This is a genomic window from Streptomyces sp. RLA131 (genome assembly GCF_056270125.1).
Genome location: NZ_JBWDOQ010000002.1, coordinates 3,588,366 through 3,605,394, shown reverse-complemented (window position 1 = coordinate 3,605,394; position 17,029 = coordinate 3,588,366). Strand labels below are relative to the sequence as shown.

17 protein-coding genes are annotated in these 17,029 nt (G+C 73.8%); 10 read left to right on the top strand and 7 right to left on the bottom strand.

The annotated features are described in order from the left end of the window. Positions 1-172: 172 nt before the first annotated feature. The gene (gene groL / locus RWE79_RS17250) at positions 173-1,798 is read left to right on the top strand and encodes a chaperonin GroEL (protein ID WP_475940967.1); all 1,626 of its coding nucleotides are present in this window, start codon (positions 173-175) and stop codon (positions 1,796-1,798) included. A gap of 162 nt (positions 1,799-1,960) precedes the next feature. Next, positions 1,961-3,070, top strand: coding sequence for an NADH:flavin oxidoreductase (locus tag RWE79_RS17245; RefSeq protein WP_475940966.1), 1,110 nt, complete (start codon positions 1,961-1,963; stop codon positions 3,068-3,070). A 32-nt stretch (positions 3,071-3,102) separates the two neighbouring features. On the opposite strand, the gene RWE79_RS17240 is transcribed toward RWE79_RS17245, so the two are convergent. Next, positions 3,103-3,807, bottom strand: a complete 705-nt coding sequence (locus RWE79_RS17240; protein ID WP_475940965.1) for a copper homeostasis protein CutC — start codon at positions 3,805-3,807, stop codon at positions 3,103-3,105. A gap of 25 nt (positions 3,808-3,832) precedes the next feature. Here RWE79_RS17240 and RWE79_RS17235 point away from each other — a divergent pair, with 25 nt between their 5' ends. Next, on the top strand, positions 3,833-4,492 hold the full coding sequence (locus RWE79_RS17235; protein WP_475940964.1) for an HD domain-containing protein: 660 nt from the start codon (positions 3,833-3,835) through the stop codon (positions 4,490-4,492). A gap of 445 nt (positions 4,493-4,937) precedes the next feature. Here RWE79_RS17235 and RWE79_RS17230 read toward each other — a convergent pair whose 3' ends face one another. Both RWE79_RS17230 and RWE79_RS17225 read right to left on the bottom strand, forming a co-directional pair. Continuing rightward, entirely contained in the window at positions 4,938-5,225 is a 288-nt protein-coding gene (locus tag RWE79_RS17230; RefSeq protein WP_475940963.1) for a DUF4031 domain-containing protein, read from the bottom strand. 2 nt (positions 5,226-5,227) lie between these two features. After that, entirely contained in the window at positions 5,228-5,602 is a 375-nt protein-coding gene (locus tag RWE79_RS17225) for a hypothetical protein (protein ID WP_475940962.1), read from the bottom strand. A 239-nt stretch (positions 5,603-5,841) separates the two neighbouring features. Between RWE79_RS17225 and RWE79_RS17220 the strand changes: the two genes are divergently transcribed. The 3 genes from RWE79_RS17220 (at position 5,842) to RWE79_RS17210 (ending at position 8,355) form a co-directional block, all read left to right on the top strand. Further along, positions 5,842-7,869, top strand: coding sequence for a HelD family protein (locus tag RWE79_RS17220; protein WP_475940961.1), 2,028 nt, complete (start codon positions 5,842-5,844; stop codon positions 7,867-7,869). Between the two features lie 79 nt (positions 7,870-7,948). Further along, on the top strand, positions 7,949-8,143 hold the full coding sequence (locus tag RWE79_RS17215; RefSeq protein WP_475940960.1) for a type II toxin-antitoxin system VapB family antitoxin: 195 nt from the start codon (positions 7,949-7,951) through the stop codon (positions 8,141-8,143). Further along, positions 8,140-8,355 carry a PIN domain-containing protein gene (locus RWE79_RS17210; RefSeq protein ID WP_475940959.1) on the top strand — a complete coding sequence of 72 codons (216 nt, stop codon included), beginning with the start codon at positions 8,140-8,142 and terminating at the stop codon, positions 8,353-8,355. The genes RWE79_RS17215 and RWE79_RS17210 overlap by 4 nt, the downstream gene beginning before the upstream one ends. Positions 8,356-8,397: 42 nt before the next feature. Here the strand turns inward: RWE79_RS17210 and murQ are convergent, their stop codons facing one another. After that, positions 8,398-9,312: an N-acetylmuramic acid 6-phosphate etherase gene (gene murQ, locus RWE79_RS17205; protein WP_475940958.1), complete on the bottom strand. Its 915-nt coding sequence runs from the start codon at positions 9,310-9,312 to the stop codon at positions 8,398-8,400. A 171-nt stretch (positions 9,313-9,483) separates the two neighbouring features. Beyond that, positions 9,484-11,157 (bottom strand): DNA repair helicase XPB, encoded by a 1,674-nt coding sequence (locus RWE79_RS17200; RefSeq protein ID WP_475940957.1) that lies wholly within the window; start codon positions 11,155-11,157, stop codon positions 9,484-9,486. A gap of 276 nt (positions 11,158-11,433) precedes the next feature. Here RWE79_RS17200 and RWE79_RS17195 point away from each other — a divergent pair, with 276 nt between their 5' ends. Beyond that, the gene (locus RWE79_RS17195) at positions 11,434-12,051 is read left to right on the top strand and encodes a VanZ family protein (protein ID WP_475940956.1); all 618 of its coding nucleotides are present in this window, start codon (positions 11,434-11,436) and stop codon (positions 12,049-12,051) included. Here the strand turns inward: RWE79_RS17195 and RWE79_RS17190 are convergent. Beyond that, the gene (locus RWE79_RS17190) at positions 12,014-14,458 is read right to left on the bottom strand and encodes a helicase C-terminal domain-containing protein (protein ID WP_475940955.1); all 2,445 of its coding nucleotides are present in this window, start codon (positions 14,456-14,458) and stop codon (positions 12,014-12,016) included. The genes RWE79_RS17195 and RWE79_RS17190 overlap by 38 nt on opposite strands. A 103-nt stretch (positions 14,459-14,561) precedes the next feature. On the opposite strand from RWE79_RS17190, the gene RWE79_RS17185 reads away from it, so the two are divergent. Beyond that, positions 14,562-15,527, top strand: a complete 966-nt coding sequence (locus RWE79_RS17185) for an HAAS signaling domain-containing protein (protein WP_475940954.1) — start codon at positions 14,562-14,564, stop codon at positions 15,525-15,527. Between the two features lie 66 nt (positions 15,528-15,593). Continuing rightward, a complete protein-coding gene (locus tag RWE79_RS17180) occupies positions 15,594-16,244 on the top strand; it encodes an HAD family hydrolase (RefSeq protein WP_475940953.1) in 651 nt (216 codons plus the stop codon). On the opposite strand, the gene RWE79_RS17175 is transcribed toward RWE79_RS17180, so the two are convergent. After that, positions 16,223-16,468 (bottom strand): hypothetical protein, encoded by a 246-nt coding sequence (locus RWE79_RS17175; protein ID WP_475940952.1) that lies wholly within the window; start codon positions 16,466-16,468, stop codon positions 16,223-16,225. The genes RWE79_RS17180 and RWE79_RS17175 overlap by 22 nt on opposite strands. 152 nt (positions 16,469-16,620) lie before the next feature. On the opposite strand from RWE79_RS17175, the gene RWE79_RS17170 reads away from it, so the two are divergent. Continuing rightward, on the top strand, positions 16,621-17,004 hold the full coding sequence (locus tag RWE79_RS17170) for a cold-shock protein (RefSeq protein ID WP_475945882.1): 384 nt from the start codon (positions 16,621-16,623) through the stop codon (positions 17,002-17,004). Positions 17,005-17,029: the final 25 nt, after the last annotated feature.

The window sequence follows — 17,029 nt, the reverse complement described above, 5'->3', positions numbered from 1 at the left end:
CTAATCATTAGCGTTAGCACTCTGATGGTGAGAGTGCTACCCAGAACAACAGAAGGACCGGGTCGGCGAGGCCCGTCCGAGTGCCGGCAAGAGGCCGGTGGTCGGCAGGCCGTCCGTCGCGGGCGCCAGCGCGGTCCGGAGCAATCCACCCCGTCCGGGAGGACCACTTCACATGGCCAAGATCATCGCGTTCAACGAGGAGGCACGGCGCGGTCTCGAGCGCGGGATGAACCAGCTCGCAGACGCCGTCAAGGTCACCCTCGGCCCCAAGGGCCGTAACGTCGTCCTCGAGAAGAAGTGGGGCGCCCCCACGATCACCAACGATGGTGTTTCCATCGCCAAGGAGATCGAGCTCGAGGACCCGTACGAGAAGATCGGCGCCGAGCTGGTCAAGGAAGTCGCGAAGAAGACCGACGACGTCGCCGGTGACGGTACGACGACCGCGACCGTCCTGGCCCAGGCGCTGGTCCGCGAGGGCCTGCGCAACGTAGCCGCGGGTGCCAACCCGATGGCCCTCAAGCGCGGTATCGAGAAGGCCGTCGAGGCCGTCTCCGGTGCCCTGCTGGAGCAGGCCAAGGACGTGGAGACCAAGGAGCAGATCGCTTCGACGGCCTCCATCTCCGCCGCCGACCCCCAGATCGGCGAGCTCATCGCCGAGGCCATGGACAAGGTCGGCAAGGAAGGCGTCATCACCGTCGAGGAGTCGCAGACCTTCGGTCTGGAGCTTGAGCTCACCGAGGGCATGCGCTTCGACAAGGGCTACATCTCCGCGTACTTCGCGACCGACCTGGAGCGTATGGAGGCGTCCTTCGACGACCCGTACATCCTGATCGTCAACTCCAAGATCTCCTCGGTGAAGGACCTGCTCCCGCTGCTGGAGAAGGTCATGCAGTCGGGCAAGCCGCTGCTGATCATCGCGGAGGACGTGGAGGGCGAGGCGCTGTCCACCCTCGTCGTCAACAAGATCCGTGGCACCTTCAAGTCCGTCGCCGTCAAGGCCCCGGGCTTCGGTGACCGCCGCAAGGCCATGCTCGGCGACATCGCCATCCTCACCGGTGGCACCGTCGTCTCCGAGGAGGTCGGCCTCAAGCTGGAGAACGCCGGCGTCGACCTGCTCGGCACCGCCCGCAAGGTCGTCATCACCAAGGACGAGACCACGATCGTGGACGGCGGCGGCGACAGCGACCAGGTCGCGGGCCGTGTCAACCAGATCCGCGCCGAGATCGAGAACTCGGACAGCGACTACGACCGCGAGAAGCTCCAGGAGCGTCTGGCGAAGCTGGCCGGCGGCGTGGCCGTCATCAAGGCCGGTGCCGCCACCGAGGTCGAGCTCAAGGAGCGCAAGCACCGCATCGAGGACGCGGTGCGCAACGCCAAGGCCGCCGTCGAGGAGGGCATCGTCGCCGGTGGTGGCGTCGCTCTCATCCAGGCGTCCTCGGTCTTCGAGAAGCTGGAGCTGGAGGGTGACGAGGCGACCGGTGCCAATGCCGTGCGCATCGCCCTTGAGGCCCCGCTGAAGCAGATCGCGGTCAACGCCGGCCTCGAAGGCGGCGTCGTCGTGGAGAAGGTGCGCAACCTGACGGTGGGTCACGGCCTCAACGCCGCGACCGGCGAGTACGTCGACATGATCGCCGAGGGCATCATCGACCCGGCGAAGGTCACGCGCTCCGCGCTGCAGAACGCGGCCTCCATCGCCGCGCTCTTCCTCACCACCGAGGCCGTCATCGCCGACAAGCCCGAGAAGGCCGGTGCGGCCCCGGCCGGCGGCGGCATGCCGGGCGGTGACATGGACTTCTGATCCGTTCGCGGATCGGCAGTGCCTGACCGAGGGCGGCATCCCCAGCGCGGGGGTGCCGCCCTCGGGCGTTCCCGGAATTTCCGTTCCTGCGGCGGAGGTTGACCAGGTCGGGCCACCCCGCCCGCATACGCCCCTGCCTGCCCCGACCGAGGAGACCCCGCCGTGTCGACCCGTATCACCGAGACGCTGTCCCGCCCGTTCGCCCTGAACGGGCTGACCGTACGGAACCGGACAGTGATGGCGCCGATGACCCGCGAGTTCTCCCCGGGTGGTGTGCCCGGCGAGGACGTCGCGGCGTACTACGCCCGCCGGGCGGCCGGCGAGGTCGGCCTGATCATCACCGAGGGCACGTACATAGACCACCCGTCGGCCGGGCAGAGCGACCGGGTGCCCCGCTTCCACGGCGAGGACGCGCTCGCCGGATGGGCCCGGGTCGCCGAGGCCGTCCACACGGCGGGCGGCAGGATCGTGCCGCAGCTGTGGCACGTCGGGATGGCCCGCAAGGCCGGCTCCCCGCCGGTCGTGGACGCCCCGCCGGTCGGCCCGTCCGGGATCGCGCTGGACGGCACGGAGAGCGCGGGCCGGGCGATGACCCTGTCCGACCTGGACGACGTGGTGCGCGGCTTCGCGGAGGCGGCCGCCGCGGCCGAGCGGATCGGTTTCGACGGGGTCGAACTGCACGGCGCCCACGGCTATCTGATCGACCAGTTCCTGTGGTCCGGCACGAACCGCCGCGCCGACGGCTACGGCGGCGACACCGCCTCCCGTACCCGCTTCGCCGCCGAGATCACGGCCGCCGTGCGGGCCGCCGTGTCACCGGAGTTCCCGGTGATCTTCCGGCTCTCGCAGTGGAAGGCCGAGAACTACGACGCCCGGATCGCCCACACCCCGGAGGAGTTCGAGGCGGTCCTCGCCCCGCTGGCCGAGGCCGGCGCGGACGCGTTCCACGCCTCCACCCGGCGTTACTGGCTGCCCGAGTTCGAGGGCTCGGACCTGAATCTGGCGGGCTGGGCGAAGAAGCTGACCGGCAGGCCGGCGATCACCGTCGGCTCGGTCGGGCTGGACAACGACTTCATCCGCGGCTTCTCCGGCGAGGCGCCCGGGGTCGCGGACATCGAAAGGCTGATCGACCGCCTGGAGCGCGACGAGTTCGACCTCGTCGCGGTGGGCCGGGCCCTGCTCGGTGACCCCGCCTGGGCCGCCAAGGTCCTCGCCGGCCGCACCGACGACATCGTCCCCTTCACCCCCCAGGCGTTTCGCGCCCTGAGCTGACGGCGCGGGCCGCCGGCGCTTGAGGACACCGGTCAGTGGACGGCCACCGGGGCGTCCAGGAGGTCGCGCCAGGCGCGGACCGAGGCCGGGTCGACCGGGCCGGACCAGCCGGCCGGGCGGACGGCGCCCCCGACGTGGAAGGCGGACAGGCCGCCCGCCAGCAGCGCCGGAAGGTGGTCGGTGCGCAGGCCGCCGCCGACCATGAGCTGCGGTTCGGCGGCGTACCGGCCGACCTCGGCCAGCAGCACCGGCAGGCCCGCGTCGACGCCCGCCGCCGAGCCCGCCGTGAGGTAGGTGTCCAGGCCGGGAAGGCCGTGCAGCGCGGACCTGAGGGCGGCCCGGTCGGCGCTGTGGTCGACGGCACGGTGGAAGGTCCAGCGGGCGCCGGGGCCGATGGCGTCGACCAGCGTCCGGACGGCGGGGAGGTCGGGGCCGCCGTCCGCGCCGAGGAAGCCGAACACGAACTCCTCGGCGCCCTCGGAGCGGAGCCCGGCGGCGGCGACGCACAGCGCGTCCAGCTCGCGGGGGCCGCCGGCGGTGAAACCCGCGTCGGCGCGGAGCATCACGCGGACCGGGATCCGGACGGCCGCCCGTACGGCGGCGAAGGTCCGCCGGGCGGGGGTGAGACCGTCGGCCGCCATGTCGGTGACCAGCTCCAGGCGGTCGGCCCCGCCCGCCGCCGCCGCGACGGCGTCGTCCGCGCCGAGAGCGATCACTTCGAAAATTGGTCTAGACATGTAGTCACCCTGTCACAATGACCGCATGGCTGCCACCCCTGAAACCCGTTGGTCCGAGCTGCTGCGCCGGGTACGGACGACGGACGTCGACCCCGCCCCGTACGGCCGGGACCTGCTCGCCCGCTGGGCGGAACCGCAGCGCCGCTACCACACCACCGAGCACCTGGTCGCGGTCCTGGACCGGATCGACGAGCTGGCCGGGTACGCCGACGACCCGGACGCCGTGCGGCTCGCCGCCTGGTTCCACGACGCCGTCTACCGCCCCGACCGCGACGAGAACGAGGAGCGCAGCGCCCGCCTGGCCGAACGGGCCCTTCCCGAGGCCGGGGTGCCGGCGGCGGTCACCGCGGAGGCCGCCCGCCTGGTCCGGCTGACCGTCACCCACGACCCGGCGGCCGGCGACCACAACGGCGAGGTCCTGTGCGACGCCGACCTCGCGGTCCTGGCCGGGGCCCCGGCCGAGTACGCGGCCTACGCGGCGGCCGTCCGCGAGGAGTACGGCTTCGTACCCGACGAGCTCTTCCGCGCGGGCCGCGCCGACGTCCTGCGCCAGCTGCTCGCCCTGCCCCGGCTCTTCCGTACCCCGGTGGCGTACGAGCGCTGGGAGCGCGTCGCCCGCCACAACATCGCCACCGAGGCGGAGCTGCTCAGCGGTGCGTCGGGCGCCGCAGACCCGCCCCGGTGAGCCGGCGCGGCGCGGCTCGGGGCGAGCGCTGACCGGGCCGCCCGGCGGTGCGTCGGCGCACCGCGGGCCCGCTGAGCGGCTGAGCGCGGCCCGGGGCCGTTCGGTGCGTCGGGCGCTGCGGGCCCGCTCCGGCGCGGCGCGGCTTGGGGCGAGCGTTGGTCGGGCTACTCGGCGCTGCGGGACCGCTCGGTGGCGTGTCCGCGCGCCGCGGGCCCGCGCGACCGCCTTCGTCTGCGCCGCCCACCGGCCTGCCGCGCCGCCTTGAACCGGGGTGTCATCGCCCATGAACCTCGGTGAGCCGGCGCGGCGCGGCTTGGGGCGAGCGTTGACCGGGCTGCTCGGCGGCGGGGTCCGCGCGACCGCCGTTGTCTGCGCCACCCACCGGCCTGTCGCGCCGCCTCATCGGCCATGAACGTCGGTGAGTCTGCGCGGCGCCGCGCCGCGGCTAGGCGCTGCCGGGGCGGCCCGGGGCCGCTCGGTGCTTCGGGCGCCGCAGGCCCGCTCCGGTGAGCCTGCGCAGCAGCTCCTTGCTGCCGACCTCGGCCGCGCCCTCCGCGACGGCGGCGTCGTAGAGCTCGCTCGGGATGTCGTAGTGATCGCGCTCGAAACCCCGGCGGGGCGCGCCGATGCGGGCGGCGAAGGCGTGCAGTTCCTCGTACGACACATCGCTGACCAGGTGCGACCACATGCGCCCGTGGCCGGGCCAGGTCGGCGGGTCTATGTAGACGGCCACGGCTACAGCGCTCCCCGCAGGGAGCCCAGGGGGGCGACGGCCACCCCGGCGGCCTCGCAGACCCAGTGCGGGTCCGGCCCCAGTTCGGGTTCGACGGCCAGGGCGTGCGGGTCGGCCTCCTCGCAGCGGGGGCACAGCGGCCAGCGGCCGTAACGCTCCAGCAGGGCGTCCTGCACGTCCTGGGCTATCAGCCCGGCGACGAACCCGGCGCCCTCCGGCCACTGCCCGACCCACCAGCGGCGCTGGGCCACCGCCTCCTCGACCAGCGAGACCACCTCGGCGTCGGCCACGCCGGCCGCCGCGAGGTCGGCCAGGATCAGGGCGCGTGCGGTGTGCAGGGCGGCTTCGAGGGTGCCCCCGGGTGCGTCGTGTGGCATACCGCCATTGTCTCCGCTCCCGGTGCCGTCATCCGCCCGTCCGCCCGCCCGCCGATAAGAATTCGACCCGTGCCCGGGGAGCCGCGTAGGATCCTGCGTCTTGCCGCCTTCCGCCCAGCCGTGCCGGAAGCGCCGTCGACCGTTCGGAAACCGGTCGGCCATCCCGCCCGTATCAGGACAGCGCCACCCCGCCCCAGGGGTCCGCTGAGCCATGCCCTACGCGCCGTCGGAGGCAGTTCGTGCATCCCGAGAACCCCCTTGAGCGCGAGCGCGCACATCTCGCCGCGTCCCGTTCCGCACTGCGTGCGATGCGTGAGGACGTCGAGGCACTCGACATCCGGGACGTGGCCGCCAGCTGGGTCACCGCCGAGATCCTGCACCACCAGATCGGGCTGCGCATCAAGGCGCTGGCCGACCTGTCCCACACCCCGCTGTTCTTCGGCCGCCTGGACTATCTGCGCCACGAGGCCGGTATGACCCGCTTCTACATCGGCCGCCGGCATGTCCACGACGCCGGGGGCGACCCGATGGTCGTCGACTGGCGGGCCCCCGTCTCGCAGCCCTTCTACCGGGCCTCGCGCACCGACCCGCAGGAGGTCGCGCTGCGCCGCCGCTTCGGCTACACCGGCGGCGAGCTGAGCGCGTACGAGGACGAGCACCTCACCGATCCGGCGGAGGAGGCCCCGGCCACCAGCGCGCTGCTCCAGGCGGAGATCGAGCGGCCGCGCGTCGGCCCGATGCGCGACATCGTGGCGACGATCCAGCCCGAGCAGGACGAGATCGTGCGGGCCGGGATCGGCGGCACGGTCTGCGTCCAGGGCGCCCCCGGCACCGGCAAGACGGCGGTGGGCCTGCACCGGGTGGCGTACCTGCTCTTCGCCCACCGCGAGCGGCTGGCGCGCACCGGCACGCTGGTCATCGGCCCCAACGCGAGCTTCCTCCAGTACATCGAGCAGGTCCTGCCCGCCCTCGGCGAGATCGGCATCAAGCAGGCCACCGTCGACGACCTGGTCGCCCATGTCCCGGTCCGGGGCACCGACACCGCCGCCGCGGGCCGTATCAAGGGCGACGCCCGTATGGCGGAGGTGCTGCGCAGGGCCGTCCGCTCCGGGATCACGATGCCCGTCGAGCCGGTCGTGGTGGTCCGCGGTTCGCGGCGCTGGCGCGTCCCGGCCTACGAGGTCGAGGAGTTGGTGCGGGAGCTGATGGAACGTGACATCCGCTACGGCGCCGCCCGCGAGGCGCTGCCGCAGCGGATCGCACACTCCGTGCTGGTACGGATGGAGCAGTCCGGCGAGGCGCCCGACGACCGGGTCCAGGACGCGGTGGCCCGCAACGCCGCCGTGAAGGCGGCCGTGAAACGGGCCTGGCCGGCCGTCGACCCGGCGAAGACGGTCATGCGGCTGCTCTCCGACCCCGGGTTCCTCGCGGAGTGCGCCGACGGCCTCCTCACCGAGGAGGAGCAGAAGGAGATCCTGTGGACCAGGCCGGCCCGCGGCCCGGCCTCCGCGCGTTTCTCCGCCGCCGACGCGGTCCTGGTCGACGAGGCCGCGGACCTGGTGCAGCGCACCCACTCGCTGGGCCATGTCGTGCTCGACGAGGCCCAGGACCTGTCCCCGATGCAGTACCGGGCGGTCGGCCGCCGCTGCTCCACCGGCTCGGCCACCGTCCTGGGCGACATCGCGCAGGGCACCACCCCGTGGGCCACCGCCACCTGGGAGGAGGCCCTCGCCCACCTCGGCAAGTCCGGCGCCCCGGTCGAGGAGCTGACCCGGGGCTTCCGCGTACCGCGCTCGGTCATCGCCTACGCCTCCCGGCTGCTGCCCGCCATCGCCCCCGGCCTGACCGAGGCGACCTCGGTCCGGGACAGCCCCGGCGACTTCTCGGTACGCCCGGTCCCTGCCGACGGCCTGGCCGAAGCCGTCGTCGCCGCCTGCCGCGAGGCGCTGGACCACGAGGGCTCCGTCGGCCTCATCACCGCCGACGCCCGCGTCCCCGTGCTGGCCGCGGCCCTGGCCGACGCGGGGCTCGGCCACCTGGCCCCGGGCGACGAGACCACCGCGCAGGCCCGGCTCACCCTCGTCCCGGCCACCCTGGCCAAGGGCCTGGAGTACGACTACGTCGTCCTGGACGAGCCCGCCGCCGTGGTCGACGGCGAGCCCGACGAACGTACCGGCCTGCGGCGGCTCTACGTGGCACTCACCCGGGCCGTCTCCGGGCTGGCGGTCGTCCACTCGGCGCCGCTGCCGGCGGCCCTCGCCGAATAACGTATGCCTGATATCGCCGTACGCCGGCATATGAAAGTGCGCCAACTTTATGCATGGAGGTTGTCGGATGTCGCGGACCATGATCGACCTCGATGACGCACTTGTTCAGGAGGCTGCCGACATACTGGGCACCAGCGGCAAGCGTGCGACGGTCAACGGCGCCCTGGAGGAGTTCGTCGCCGCCGCCGAGCGGCGCCGCTTCATGGAAATGCTGGACGAGGGTGCCTTGGCGGACCTTGCCGATCCAGAAGTGGCGGCGAGCGCGTGGCGGTGACGAAGTACCCGGTCGACAACAGCGTCTGGGCGCGGGGCAGGCACCCGGAGGTGAGAGCGGTCCTGCTCCCCCTGCTGGAGCGCGGCCTGATCGCCGCCACCGCGGAGCGGTACGGCGTCACGGTCCTTCACTACGACGGCGACTTCGACACGATCGCAGCAGTCACCGACCAGCCGGTCCGATGGGTCGTACCGCCCGGCGACGCGGACTGAACCGACCGCCGCCCGCCCGCCCGCCCGGACCCGGGGCCCCGGTCAACTGCCCACGGCGGCCAGCGCCGCACGCAGGTCGCCGTGCGCGCCGGTCAGGAGACGGGTGGCGGTGGGCCCGTCGACTCCGGCCAGGATCACCAGGATCGCCGCCTTGACCTCGCCGCCGGTCGCGCTGAGCGCGGCCTCCGTCCCGGCGGCGTCCGCCCCGGTCGCGAGGGCGACGATGCGCCGGGCCCGGGCCCGTAGCTTCCGGTTGGAGGCGCGGACGTCGACCATCAGGTTCCCGTAGGTCTTGCCGAGCCGGATCATGGTGATGGTCGAGATCATGTTGAGGACCAGCTTCTGCGCGGTGCCGGCCTTCAACCGGGTGGAGCCGGTGAGGAATTCGGGCCCCACGACGACCTCGATGCCGTGCTCGGCGGCGGCGGCGAGCGGGGAACCCGCGTTGCAGGACAGCCCGACGGTCAGGGCGCCGAGGGCGCGGGCGTGCTCCACGGCGCCGACGGCGTAGGGCGTACGGCCGGAGGCGGCGACGCCCACGACGGTGTCCTGGGCGGTCAGTTCCAGCTCGTCCAGCTCGGCCGCCGCCAGCGCCTTGCTGTCCTCGGCACCCTCGACGGAGGTGACCAGCGCGGCGGGCCCGCCCGCGATCAGCCCGACCACCTGCTCGGGGGCGGTGTTGAAGGTGGGCGGGCACTCGCTGGCGTCCAGGACCCCGAGCCGGCCGGCGGTGCCGGCGCCCGCGTAGATCAGCCTGCCGCCACGGGCCATCCGTTCGGCGATCGCGTCGACGGCGGCCGCGATGGCGGGCAGCGCCGCCGCGACGGCGGCCGGGACGGTGGCGTCCCCGGCGTTCATCAGGCGGGCGATCTCCACCGTGGACTGCCGGTCGACCTCGGCCAGTTCGGGGCGGTGGGCCTCCGTGGCCAGGGCGGCGAAGGTGTCATCCCCAGGCATGTCCGGCCCGTCAGGCCCGTCCGGCCCGTCAGGCCCGTCCGCGTCGTCCGGGCCGTCCGTCATCGTGTGTGGTTCCTCGCGCATGCGCGTTGTTGTCCCCCGGGCCGGGCGCCGCGAACCGTCCGGCCCGGCCCGGGGTGTCCCGGGGTGTCCCGGGATATCCCGGAGTGGTCAGATGTCGTCCGCGTCGACGATCCGGTAGGCGTAGCCCTGTTCCGCCAGGAAGCGCTGCCGGTGGGCGGCGAAGTCCTGGTCGACGGTGTCGCGGGCGACGACCGAGTAGAAGCGCGCCTCGTGGCCGTCGGCCTTGGGACGCAGGACGCGGCCGAGCCGCTGCGCCTCCTCCTGCCGGGAGCCGAACGTGCCGGAGACCTGGATGGCCACGGTCGCCTCGGGCAGGTCGATCGAGAAGTTGGCCACCTTGGAGACCACCAGGACGGAGATCTCGCCCTGCCGGAAGGCCTCGAAGAGCTTCTCGCGCTGGGCGTTGGAGGTCTCGCCCTTGATGACCGGCGCGTTCAGATGCTCGCCCAGCTCGTCGAGCTGGTCGATGTACTGGCCGATGACCAGCGTCTGCTCGCCCATGTGCTTGGCGACCAGGGCCTCGGTCACCCTCCGCTTGCTCGCCGTCGTCGCGCAGAAGCGGTACTTCTCCTCCGTCTCGGCGGTGGCGTAGGCCAGCCGCTCGGAGTCGGTGAGATTGACCCGGACCTCGACACAGTCGGCCGGCGCGATGTAACCCTGCGCCTCGATCTCCTTCCAGGGCGCGTCGAAGCGCTTGGGCCCGATGAGCGAGAAGACGTCCGACTCGCGGCCGTCCTCGCGGACCAGGGTCGCGGTCAGGCCGAGCCGCCGGCGGGCCTGCAGGTCGGCGGTGAACTTGAAGACCGGTGCGGGCAGGAGGTGGACCTCGTCGTACACGATCAGCCCCCAGTCGCGGGAGTCGAACAGCTCCAGGTGGGAGTAGACGCCCTTCCGCTTGGTGGTGAGCACCTGGTACGTGGCGATGGTGACCGGGCGGATCTCCTTCCTCGTACCGCTGTACTCGCCGATCTCCTCCTCGGTGAGGGAGGTCCGCTTGACCAGCTCGTGCTTCCACTGGCGGGCGGAGACGGTGTTGGTGACCAGGATCAGGGTGGTCGCCTTGGCGGTGGCCATCGCGCCCGCCCCGACCAGCGTCTTGCCGGCGCCGCAGGGCAGCACGACCACGCCGGAGCCCCCGTGCCAGAAGCCCTCGACGGCCTGCTTCTGATAGGGGCGCAGCGACCAGCCGTCCTCGGCCAGCTCGATCGGGTGGGCCTCCCCGTCGACGTAACCGGCCAGGTCCTCGGCGGGCCAGCCGAGCTTGAGCAGGACCTGCTTGATCTGGCCGCGCTCGGAGGGGTGGACGGCGACGGTGTCCTGGTCGAGGCGGGTGCCGACCAGCGGAATGATCTTCTTGGAGCGGAGGATCTCCTCCAGGACCGGGCGGTCGGTCGTGGTCAGCACCAGCCCGTGCACCGGGTGCTTGGCGATGGTGAGCCGGCCGTAGCGGGACATCGTCTCGGCGATGTCGACCAGCAGGGCGTGCGGCACCGGGTAGCGGGAGTGCGAGACCAGCGCGTCGATGACCTGCTCGGCGTCGTGGCCCGCGGCGCGGGCGTTCCACAGGCCGAGCGGGGTGACCCGGTAGGTGTGGATGTGCTCGGGGGCCCGCTCCAGCTCCGCGAAGGGCGCGATGACCCGGCGGCACGCGTCCGCGTCGGGGTGGTCGACCTCCAGGAGGAGCGTTTTGTCGCTCTGGACGATGAGAGGCCCTTGGCCGTTGTTCAACGCCGCCGCCTTTCCGGTTGGTGGTCGGGGCAAGCTTCCAGTGTCCACCATCGCCGTCCGGGCGCGGAGTGCGTACGGGCGACGGCAGTGGGTAGGCGCTCGAAGGCCGTCGCCCGTCAGCCGATCCCGTGGGGGGACCCAGTGGCACGCAGAGCCAGCACAGACAGCACAGACAGCAGAGCCGGCACGGAGAGCGGAGACAGCCGCAGGACTTTCCGGCCGTTCACGCGGAACCAGCGGGAGAAGGACACCCCCGCCCCCGCGGAACCCAGGCGCTCCTTCGCGGCCGCACTGGTCAGGTGGCTGGCCATGGCGGTGGGCTTCGTACTGATGGTGATCTTCGCGGCGCTGCTCGCCAAGGCCACCCTCGAACCGTCCAACGCCTCCGTGGGCATCGCGCATTCCAACCTGCGGCCCGGCGCTTCGCTGCGCCAGTACTTCGAGCGCTACACGGCGGCCGGCGCCGTCCGCCAGGTCGGCGGGAACCTGGCGCTCGGGGTGCCCTTCGGGCTGCTGCTGCCGGTGATCGCGCCCAAGGCCCGCGGGGCGCTGCGGGTGGTGCTGGCCACGGCCACGGTGATGGTGCTGGTCGAGCTGGTCCAGGGCGCGGTCGTACCGGGCCGGGCCTTCGACATCGACGACGTCATCCTCAACACCTCCGGCGCCCTGCTGGGCTATCTGCTGCTGGGCCGGCGGCTCGGCCGGGCGGTGCACCGGCGCAGGCCGGCCCCGGCGGCGCGCAGGGCCGAGGAGGAGTCTTCGCGGGCCGTCAGGACCCGCAAGCCGACGACGACGGCGAAGCCGGTGCGGCCCGCGAAGACCCCCAAGCCCGCGCCGGCCGCTGCCGGTACGGGCGCCGGCACGGGCCTGGGCGGTCGGATCGCCGCGTTCAGGCGGGGTCGTCGGCCAGCTCCGCGACGCCCGTGATGCGGTGCAGGGCGAAGGTGCGGACCTCGTCGCTGGTGTGGTCGTACGCGGTCACAAAGCCGCCCTCGACCCGCACCGGGCCGATCACCCGCTGGCTGGCGGCACCGTCCGCGTTGACGTAACCGATCCACACCGACTCGCCGGTGAGCACCGCCGCCTGCATGGTGGCCAGGGTCTCGGCGGCGGCGCTGCGCGGCAGCCCCCCGGCCGCGCCGCCGCGGCCGCCACCCGGCGCCGGGACGGTGTCCCTGCGTACGGCGGTCGAGGCCCGGTCGCCGGCCCGGATCGCCTTGACGGCCGCGCCGAGCAGCGTGCCGTCGGGGACCGGCGGCCCGTCGGCGACCGGGACCGGCGCCGAGCGGGACGGGGTGCGGTGCGCGTCGGCGCGGGTGATCAGGACATCGCCGTCGGCTGACTCGGCGGCCGGGGCGAACCCCATCGCCCGCAGCCGCTCCAGCAGGGCCGACGGGTCGCTCTGGGCGGCCAGCACGGTCGGCGCCAGCCGTCGCAGGCCCAGACCGGCCGCCCGGCGGTCCGCCAGCAGCTCGCTGAGCAGGGTGTCGTCGTCGCACCGTACATACGCCGAGGCCGCGCCGACCCGGAGCCGGCCGTGCCGGCGGGCGACGTCGTCGACGAGGTAGGTCAGCGGCTGCGGGACGGGCGTGCGGGAGTGCGCGGCCAGGAAGGCGTGCAGTTCGGCGGCGGTCCGGCCGGCGTCCAGGGCGCGGCGCACCGAGCCGGGCGTGAAGCGGTAGACCGTCGCGCCGCCCTTGGACTCGATGTCGGCCAGTACGTTCAGCGTCTCGGCGAGGTGCGGCTGGAGCGGGCCGGGGGCGATCGCGGTCAGGTCGGCCTGGAGCAGTATGTGGTCCAGGGGCCGGGGCAGCAGCGGGGCCAGGGCCGCCGCGGCGTCGGCGCCCGCCAGCAGCTCGCGGGCATGCGCGGCCAGCGCGCCCCGGCCGGTCAGCCCCAGCAGCTCCGCCTCGGCCACCGTCCAGCGCACCAGGTCCGCTCGCAGGGTGTCCGGTCCCGGGTTGCCGCGCAGCGGCCGCTCCCAGCGCAGCCGCGCCAGCAGTGCGTCGGGCGTGGCGGAGGCGCCCGGCGGCAGCCCGGCGAGCAGCTCCAGGAGCCGGCGCCGCACCTCGGGGGCGAGTGAGCGGTCCAGTTCCGGGCCGAGGGCGCTGAGCGCCCGGCCCTTGGCGTCGCGGCCGCCGACCAGTCCGGCGGTGCGGGTGGCCGTCAGCCAGGCCGTGGCCAGCACCGTCCAGCGGTCCTGCGCGGACAGCCTCAGCCAGTCGTCGTAGGCCGGGGTGGGCGCGTACGCCTCGTCGAGCTCACCGTCGGAGGCCAGCAGCCCGGCCGCGTAGCTGAGTTCCAGCCAGAAGGCGGCGAGGTTCTCGGGAACGTCGAGGACCGTCGCCGTGCGCTTCAGTTCGCGCACGCTCAGACCTCCGGCGCGCAGCACCGGCGCCCGGTTGAGCTCCAGGTGCTTGAGCAGCTCCTCGACGGTCCGCACGGCGGCGAAGGCCTGGCCGGCGGCGGTGCCGTCCACAGCCTGTGGATCGTGCGCGGTGGGCTCGACCCCGGGCGGCACCGGCTCCGGTGAGCGGTGGGCCCGGCCGTCGCGCAGATACAGGGCCACCTCGCGCGGCAGCACCACGTTCCTCGGCCCCCAGGGCAGCAGCAGCGCCCGGTCCAGCAGCCAGCGGATGTGCGCCTGCGTCGCCGTCACATCGGTGACCTCGCCGAACGGCGGCCCCCAGGCGAGCCGGTCCAGGACGCCGGTGGCCGCCTCCGGGGCCCCGGCGAGCAGCGCCGCCATCCGGGGCCGGTCCGCGAACAGCTCCGTCAGCGACGCCACCGCGCTCACCGGGTCGTGGGTCGGCTCCAGCCCCGCGTTCGCCAGGATCTGCTGGAGCCGGCCCGGCGACATCCGGCTCTGCACCGCGGCATGGGGCACGCCGGCCGTGGCCTCCGCCGTCGTCGGCCCCAGGCCGGTGGGCGAGGGCGCCCCGGCGATGGGCGCGAGCAGGTCACGGGCGGTACGGACCAGCCGCAGCGTGTCCTCGTCGCCCCAGGCCAGTGCCAGCGCACGCAGGGTCTCCACGGCCCCGGGCAGGGTGGCGTCCACGGCCTCGTGGCCCCGCATCAGCCCGCGCAGGGTTTCGTAGTCGCAGCCGTCGGGCGCGACGGCCAGGGCCTCCGCGGTCTGCAACGTGAACCGGTCCAGCCGCTCCAGGGCCCGTACGACGGAGGCCCGGGTGCCGGCCCGGGTCGCCAGCTGCGTCAGGTCGTTCGGCACCGGGTTGAGCAGGTCGGGGCGCGCCCGCAGGAGCTCCCGCAGGGCGTCGTCCCCCCGGGCACGGAGTGCCTCCGCGAGCGTCCTGGGCCGTTGCATGCTGCTCATCCCATCAACATTAGCCGCGACGGCTCCGGGGTCACCGGCCCGCGCGTGCTCACGAACCCGGTTCCGGCCCCGGACCGGCCCCCGGTGGGTGAGAATCGGGGGCGTGGGTGCCGAGAGCGATCACCTGATATTCGACTACCTGAGCCGGGTCGGCGACCTGGCTCAGACAGAGCTGACCGCCGACCGCAGGGTGCGGCTGGTGACGGAGCTGCGCAAGGACATCGACCGGCAGCGCGGTGCGGGCGACAGCCCGGCCGCGGTGCGGCGGATCCTGGGCAGACTGGGGTCGCCGGACGCGGTGGTGGAGGCGGCGGCCGGGGTGCCGCCGCAGCGGGACGAGCCGCCGCGCGGGGACGAGCGCAGGCGCGGGGACGAACCGGCGCGGCGGGACGGGCCGGCGCTCGGGGACGCACCCGCGCGGCGGGACGGGCCGGCGCGGCCGTCAGGTCTGCCCGGAACGACCGGTGGTCTGACGATCCCGCTGGGACCCGCCGGCCCGGACGACCGGCCCATGCGGCCGGGGGAGGAGCTGTCCGGCCTCCCGGGGATGACCGGTGGCCTGACGATCCCGCTGGAGCCCCCGCCCGCCGCCGGAAAGGACGCGGCCGAGGCGGAGGAGACGGCCGGGACGGACCGGGCGGGCGGCACGGGCACATCGCGGTCGGCGCGCCGGCGGCGGCTTCTCCGCCGGCGCCGGCCGGCCGACGTGACGGTGGCGGCCGTCACGGCGCGCAGGCGGCCCGCGCTGCTCCCGACGCTGGCCGCGCTCCTGCTGGTCGCCGGTGCGGTGCTGGGCTCGTGGCTCCCGCTGGGACTGGGCTGGCTGCTCGCGTACTACGTGCCGGGGCTGTCCCGACGCCAGGCCAAGTTCGCCGCACTGACCCTGCCGGGGCTGGTGGCGGCAGGCACCCTGGTGTGGCTGTGGGGCCGGACGGACGGCCGCTGGGGGGAGCCGATCGCCAAGGGCCAGCTGGACACCGCGATCGTCGACGCGTTCCCGGTGGTGGTGCGGGTCGCGGCGGGCGCCTCGGCGGCGTTCCTGCTCTGGCGCGGCAGCGTACGGCGCTGAGGCGTTGAGGCGCAGGGGCGCAGAGGGGCCGAGGCGCGTCCGCGGCGGTCTGCGAGAATTTCCGGTATGGATCACCGACCCGACGCCCCCCGGCCCGCGAGCGCTGTCACGGTCGGCTTCGACCTCGACATGACCCTGATCGACTCCCGCCCCGGCATCAAGGCCGCCTTCGAGGCCCTGTCCGCCGCGACCGGCGTCTACGTGGACGCCGATCTGGCCATCACCCGGCTCGGGCCGCCGCTGGTGGACGAGCTGGCCCACTGGTTCCCGGAGCGGGACATCCCGGCCGTGGCGGAGACGTACCGGAACGAGATCTACCCCGTGCACGCCATCACCGCCACCCTGGCCATGCCCGGCGCCCGGGAGTCCGTCGCGGCGATCCGGCAGGCGGGCGGCCGCGCCGTGGTCGTCACGGCCAAGTACGGGCGGAACGCCGTACGGCACCTGGAGCACCTGGGCATCGCGGCGGACGTGGTGGTGGGCGACCTGTGGGCGGAGGGCAAGGGGGCCGCGCTGATCGAGCACGGCGCCACGGTGTACGTCGGCGACCACACAGGCGATGTGCGCGGGGCCCGTACGGCGGGCGCGCTGTCCGTCGGGGTGGCCACCGGGCCGGTCGACGCGGCCGGTCTGCGCGCGGCGGGCGCGGACGTGGTGCTGGGGGACCTGACGGAGTTCCCGGAGTGGTTCGCCGGCTACCTGGCGGAGGTGGCCTGAGTCCTCGGGCGGCGCTGGGACAGCGCGGAGCGCAGCAGCCCGGCCAGGGCGAGCGCGAAGCCGACGGCCATCAGCATCGACACCAGATAGGCGGCGGTCGGGAGCGGGTCGGAGCCGAGGAAGAGCGGGGCCACCGTGGCCAGTGTGCCGAGGGCGCCGACGAGGAAGACGACCGCACCGGTACGTACCAGGACATCGCCCGCGTTCTTGGTTTCATGCGTCACCCGACAAGGGTAGGTCGTTGGCCGGACGAGCGGCACCACGGCGTCTGGACACATGCCCCGGTGCCACTAGCCTATGGTCCGGCGGGTCTTCGGACGGTCCGCCTTCAATGTCAGTAGTTCCCCGTTTCACTACATCGATGACGAGGTCGGACGTGCCTACCGGCAAGGTCAAGTGGTTCAACAGCGAGAAGGGCTTCGGCTTCCTCTCCCGCGACGACGGCGGCGACGTCTTCGTGCACTCCTCCGTACTCCCGGACGAGGTGGCCACGCTCAAGCCGGGCCAGCGCGTGGAGTTCGGCGTCGTCGCCGGTCAACGCGGTGACCAGGCACTCTCGGTGATCCTCCTCGACCCGGCGCCCTCGGTCGCCGCCGCCCAGCGCCGCAAGCCGGACGAACTGCTGCCCATCGTGCAGGATTTGACGACGCTGCTGGAGGACGTCGCGCGTTCCCTTCAGCGCGGCCGCTATCCGGACAAGGCCCACGGCCACAAGATCGCTTCCGTACTGCGCGTCGTGGCCGACCAGCTCGACGTCTAGCCGCCGGCCGGGCCCGCCTGTTCGC

What these genes read in the sequence shown, in the direction of transcription:
- murQ (WP_475940958.1), bottom strand. Translation starts at nt 9,312, where the DNA reads ATGCCTGGGGATGACACCTTCGCCGCCCTGGCCACGGAGGCCCACCGC.
- RWE79_RS17215 (WP_475940960.1), top strand. Translation starts at nt 7,949, where the DNA reads ATGATCGACCTCGATGACGCACTTGTTCAGGAGGCTGCCGACATACTG.
- RWE79_RS17225 (WP_475940962.1), bottom strand. Translation starts at nt 5,602, where the DNA reads ATGCCACACGACGCACCCGGGGGCACCCTCGAAGCCGCCCTGCACACC.
- RWE79_RS17195 (WP_475940956.1), top strand. Translation starts at nt 11,434, where the DNA reads ATGGCGGTGGGCTTCGTACTGATGGTGATCTTCGCGGCGCTGCTCGCC.
- RWE79_RS17235 (WP_475940964.1), top strand. Translation starts at nt 3,833, where the DNA reads ATGGCTGCCACCCCTGAAACCCGTTGGTCCGAGCTGCTGCGCCGGGTA.
- RWE79_RS17180 (WP_475940953.1), top strand. Translation starts at nt 15,594, where the DNA reads ATGGATCACCGACCCGACGCCCCCCGGCCCGCGAGCGCTGTCACGGTC.
- RWE79_RS17240 (WP_475940965.1), bottom strand. Translation starts at nt 3,807, where the DNA reads ATGTCTAGACCAATTTTCGAAGTGATCGCTCTCGGCGCGGACGACGCC.
- RWE79_RS17190 (WP_475940955.1), bottom strand. Translation starts at nt 14,458, where the DNA reads ATGAGCAGCATGCAACGGCCCAGGACGCTCGCGGAGGCACTCCGTGCC.
- groL (WP_475940967.1), top strand. Translation starts at nt 173, where the DNA reads ATGGCCAAGATCATCGCGTTCAACGAGGAGGCACGGCGCGGTCTCGAG.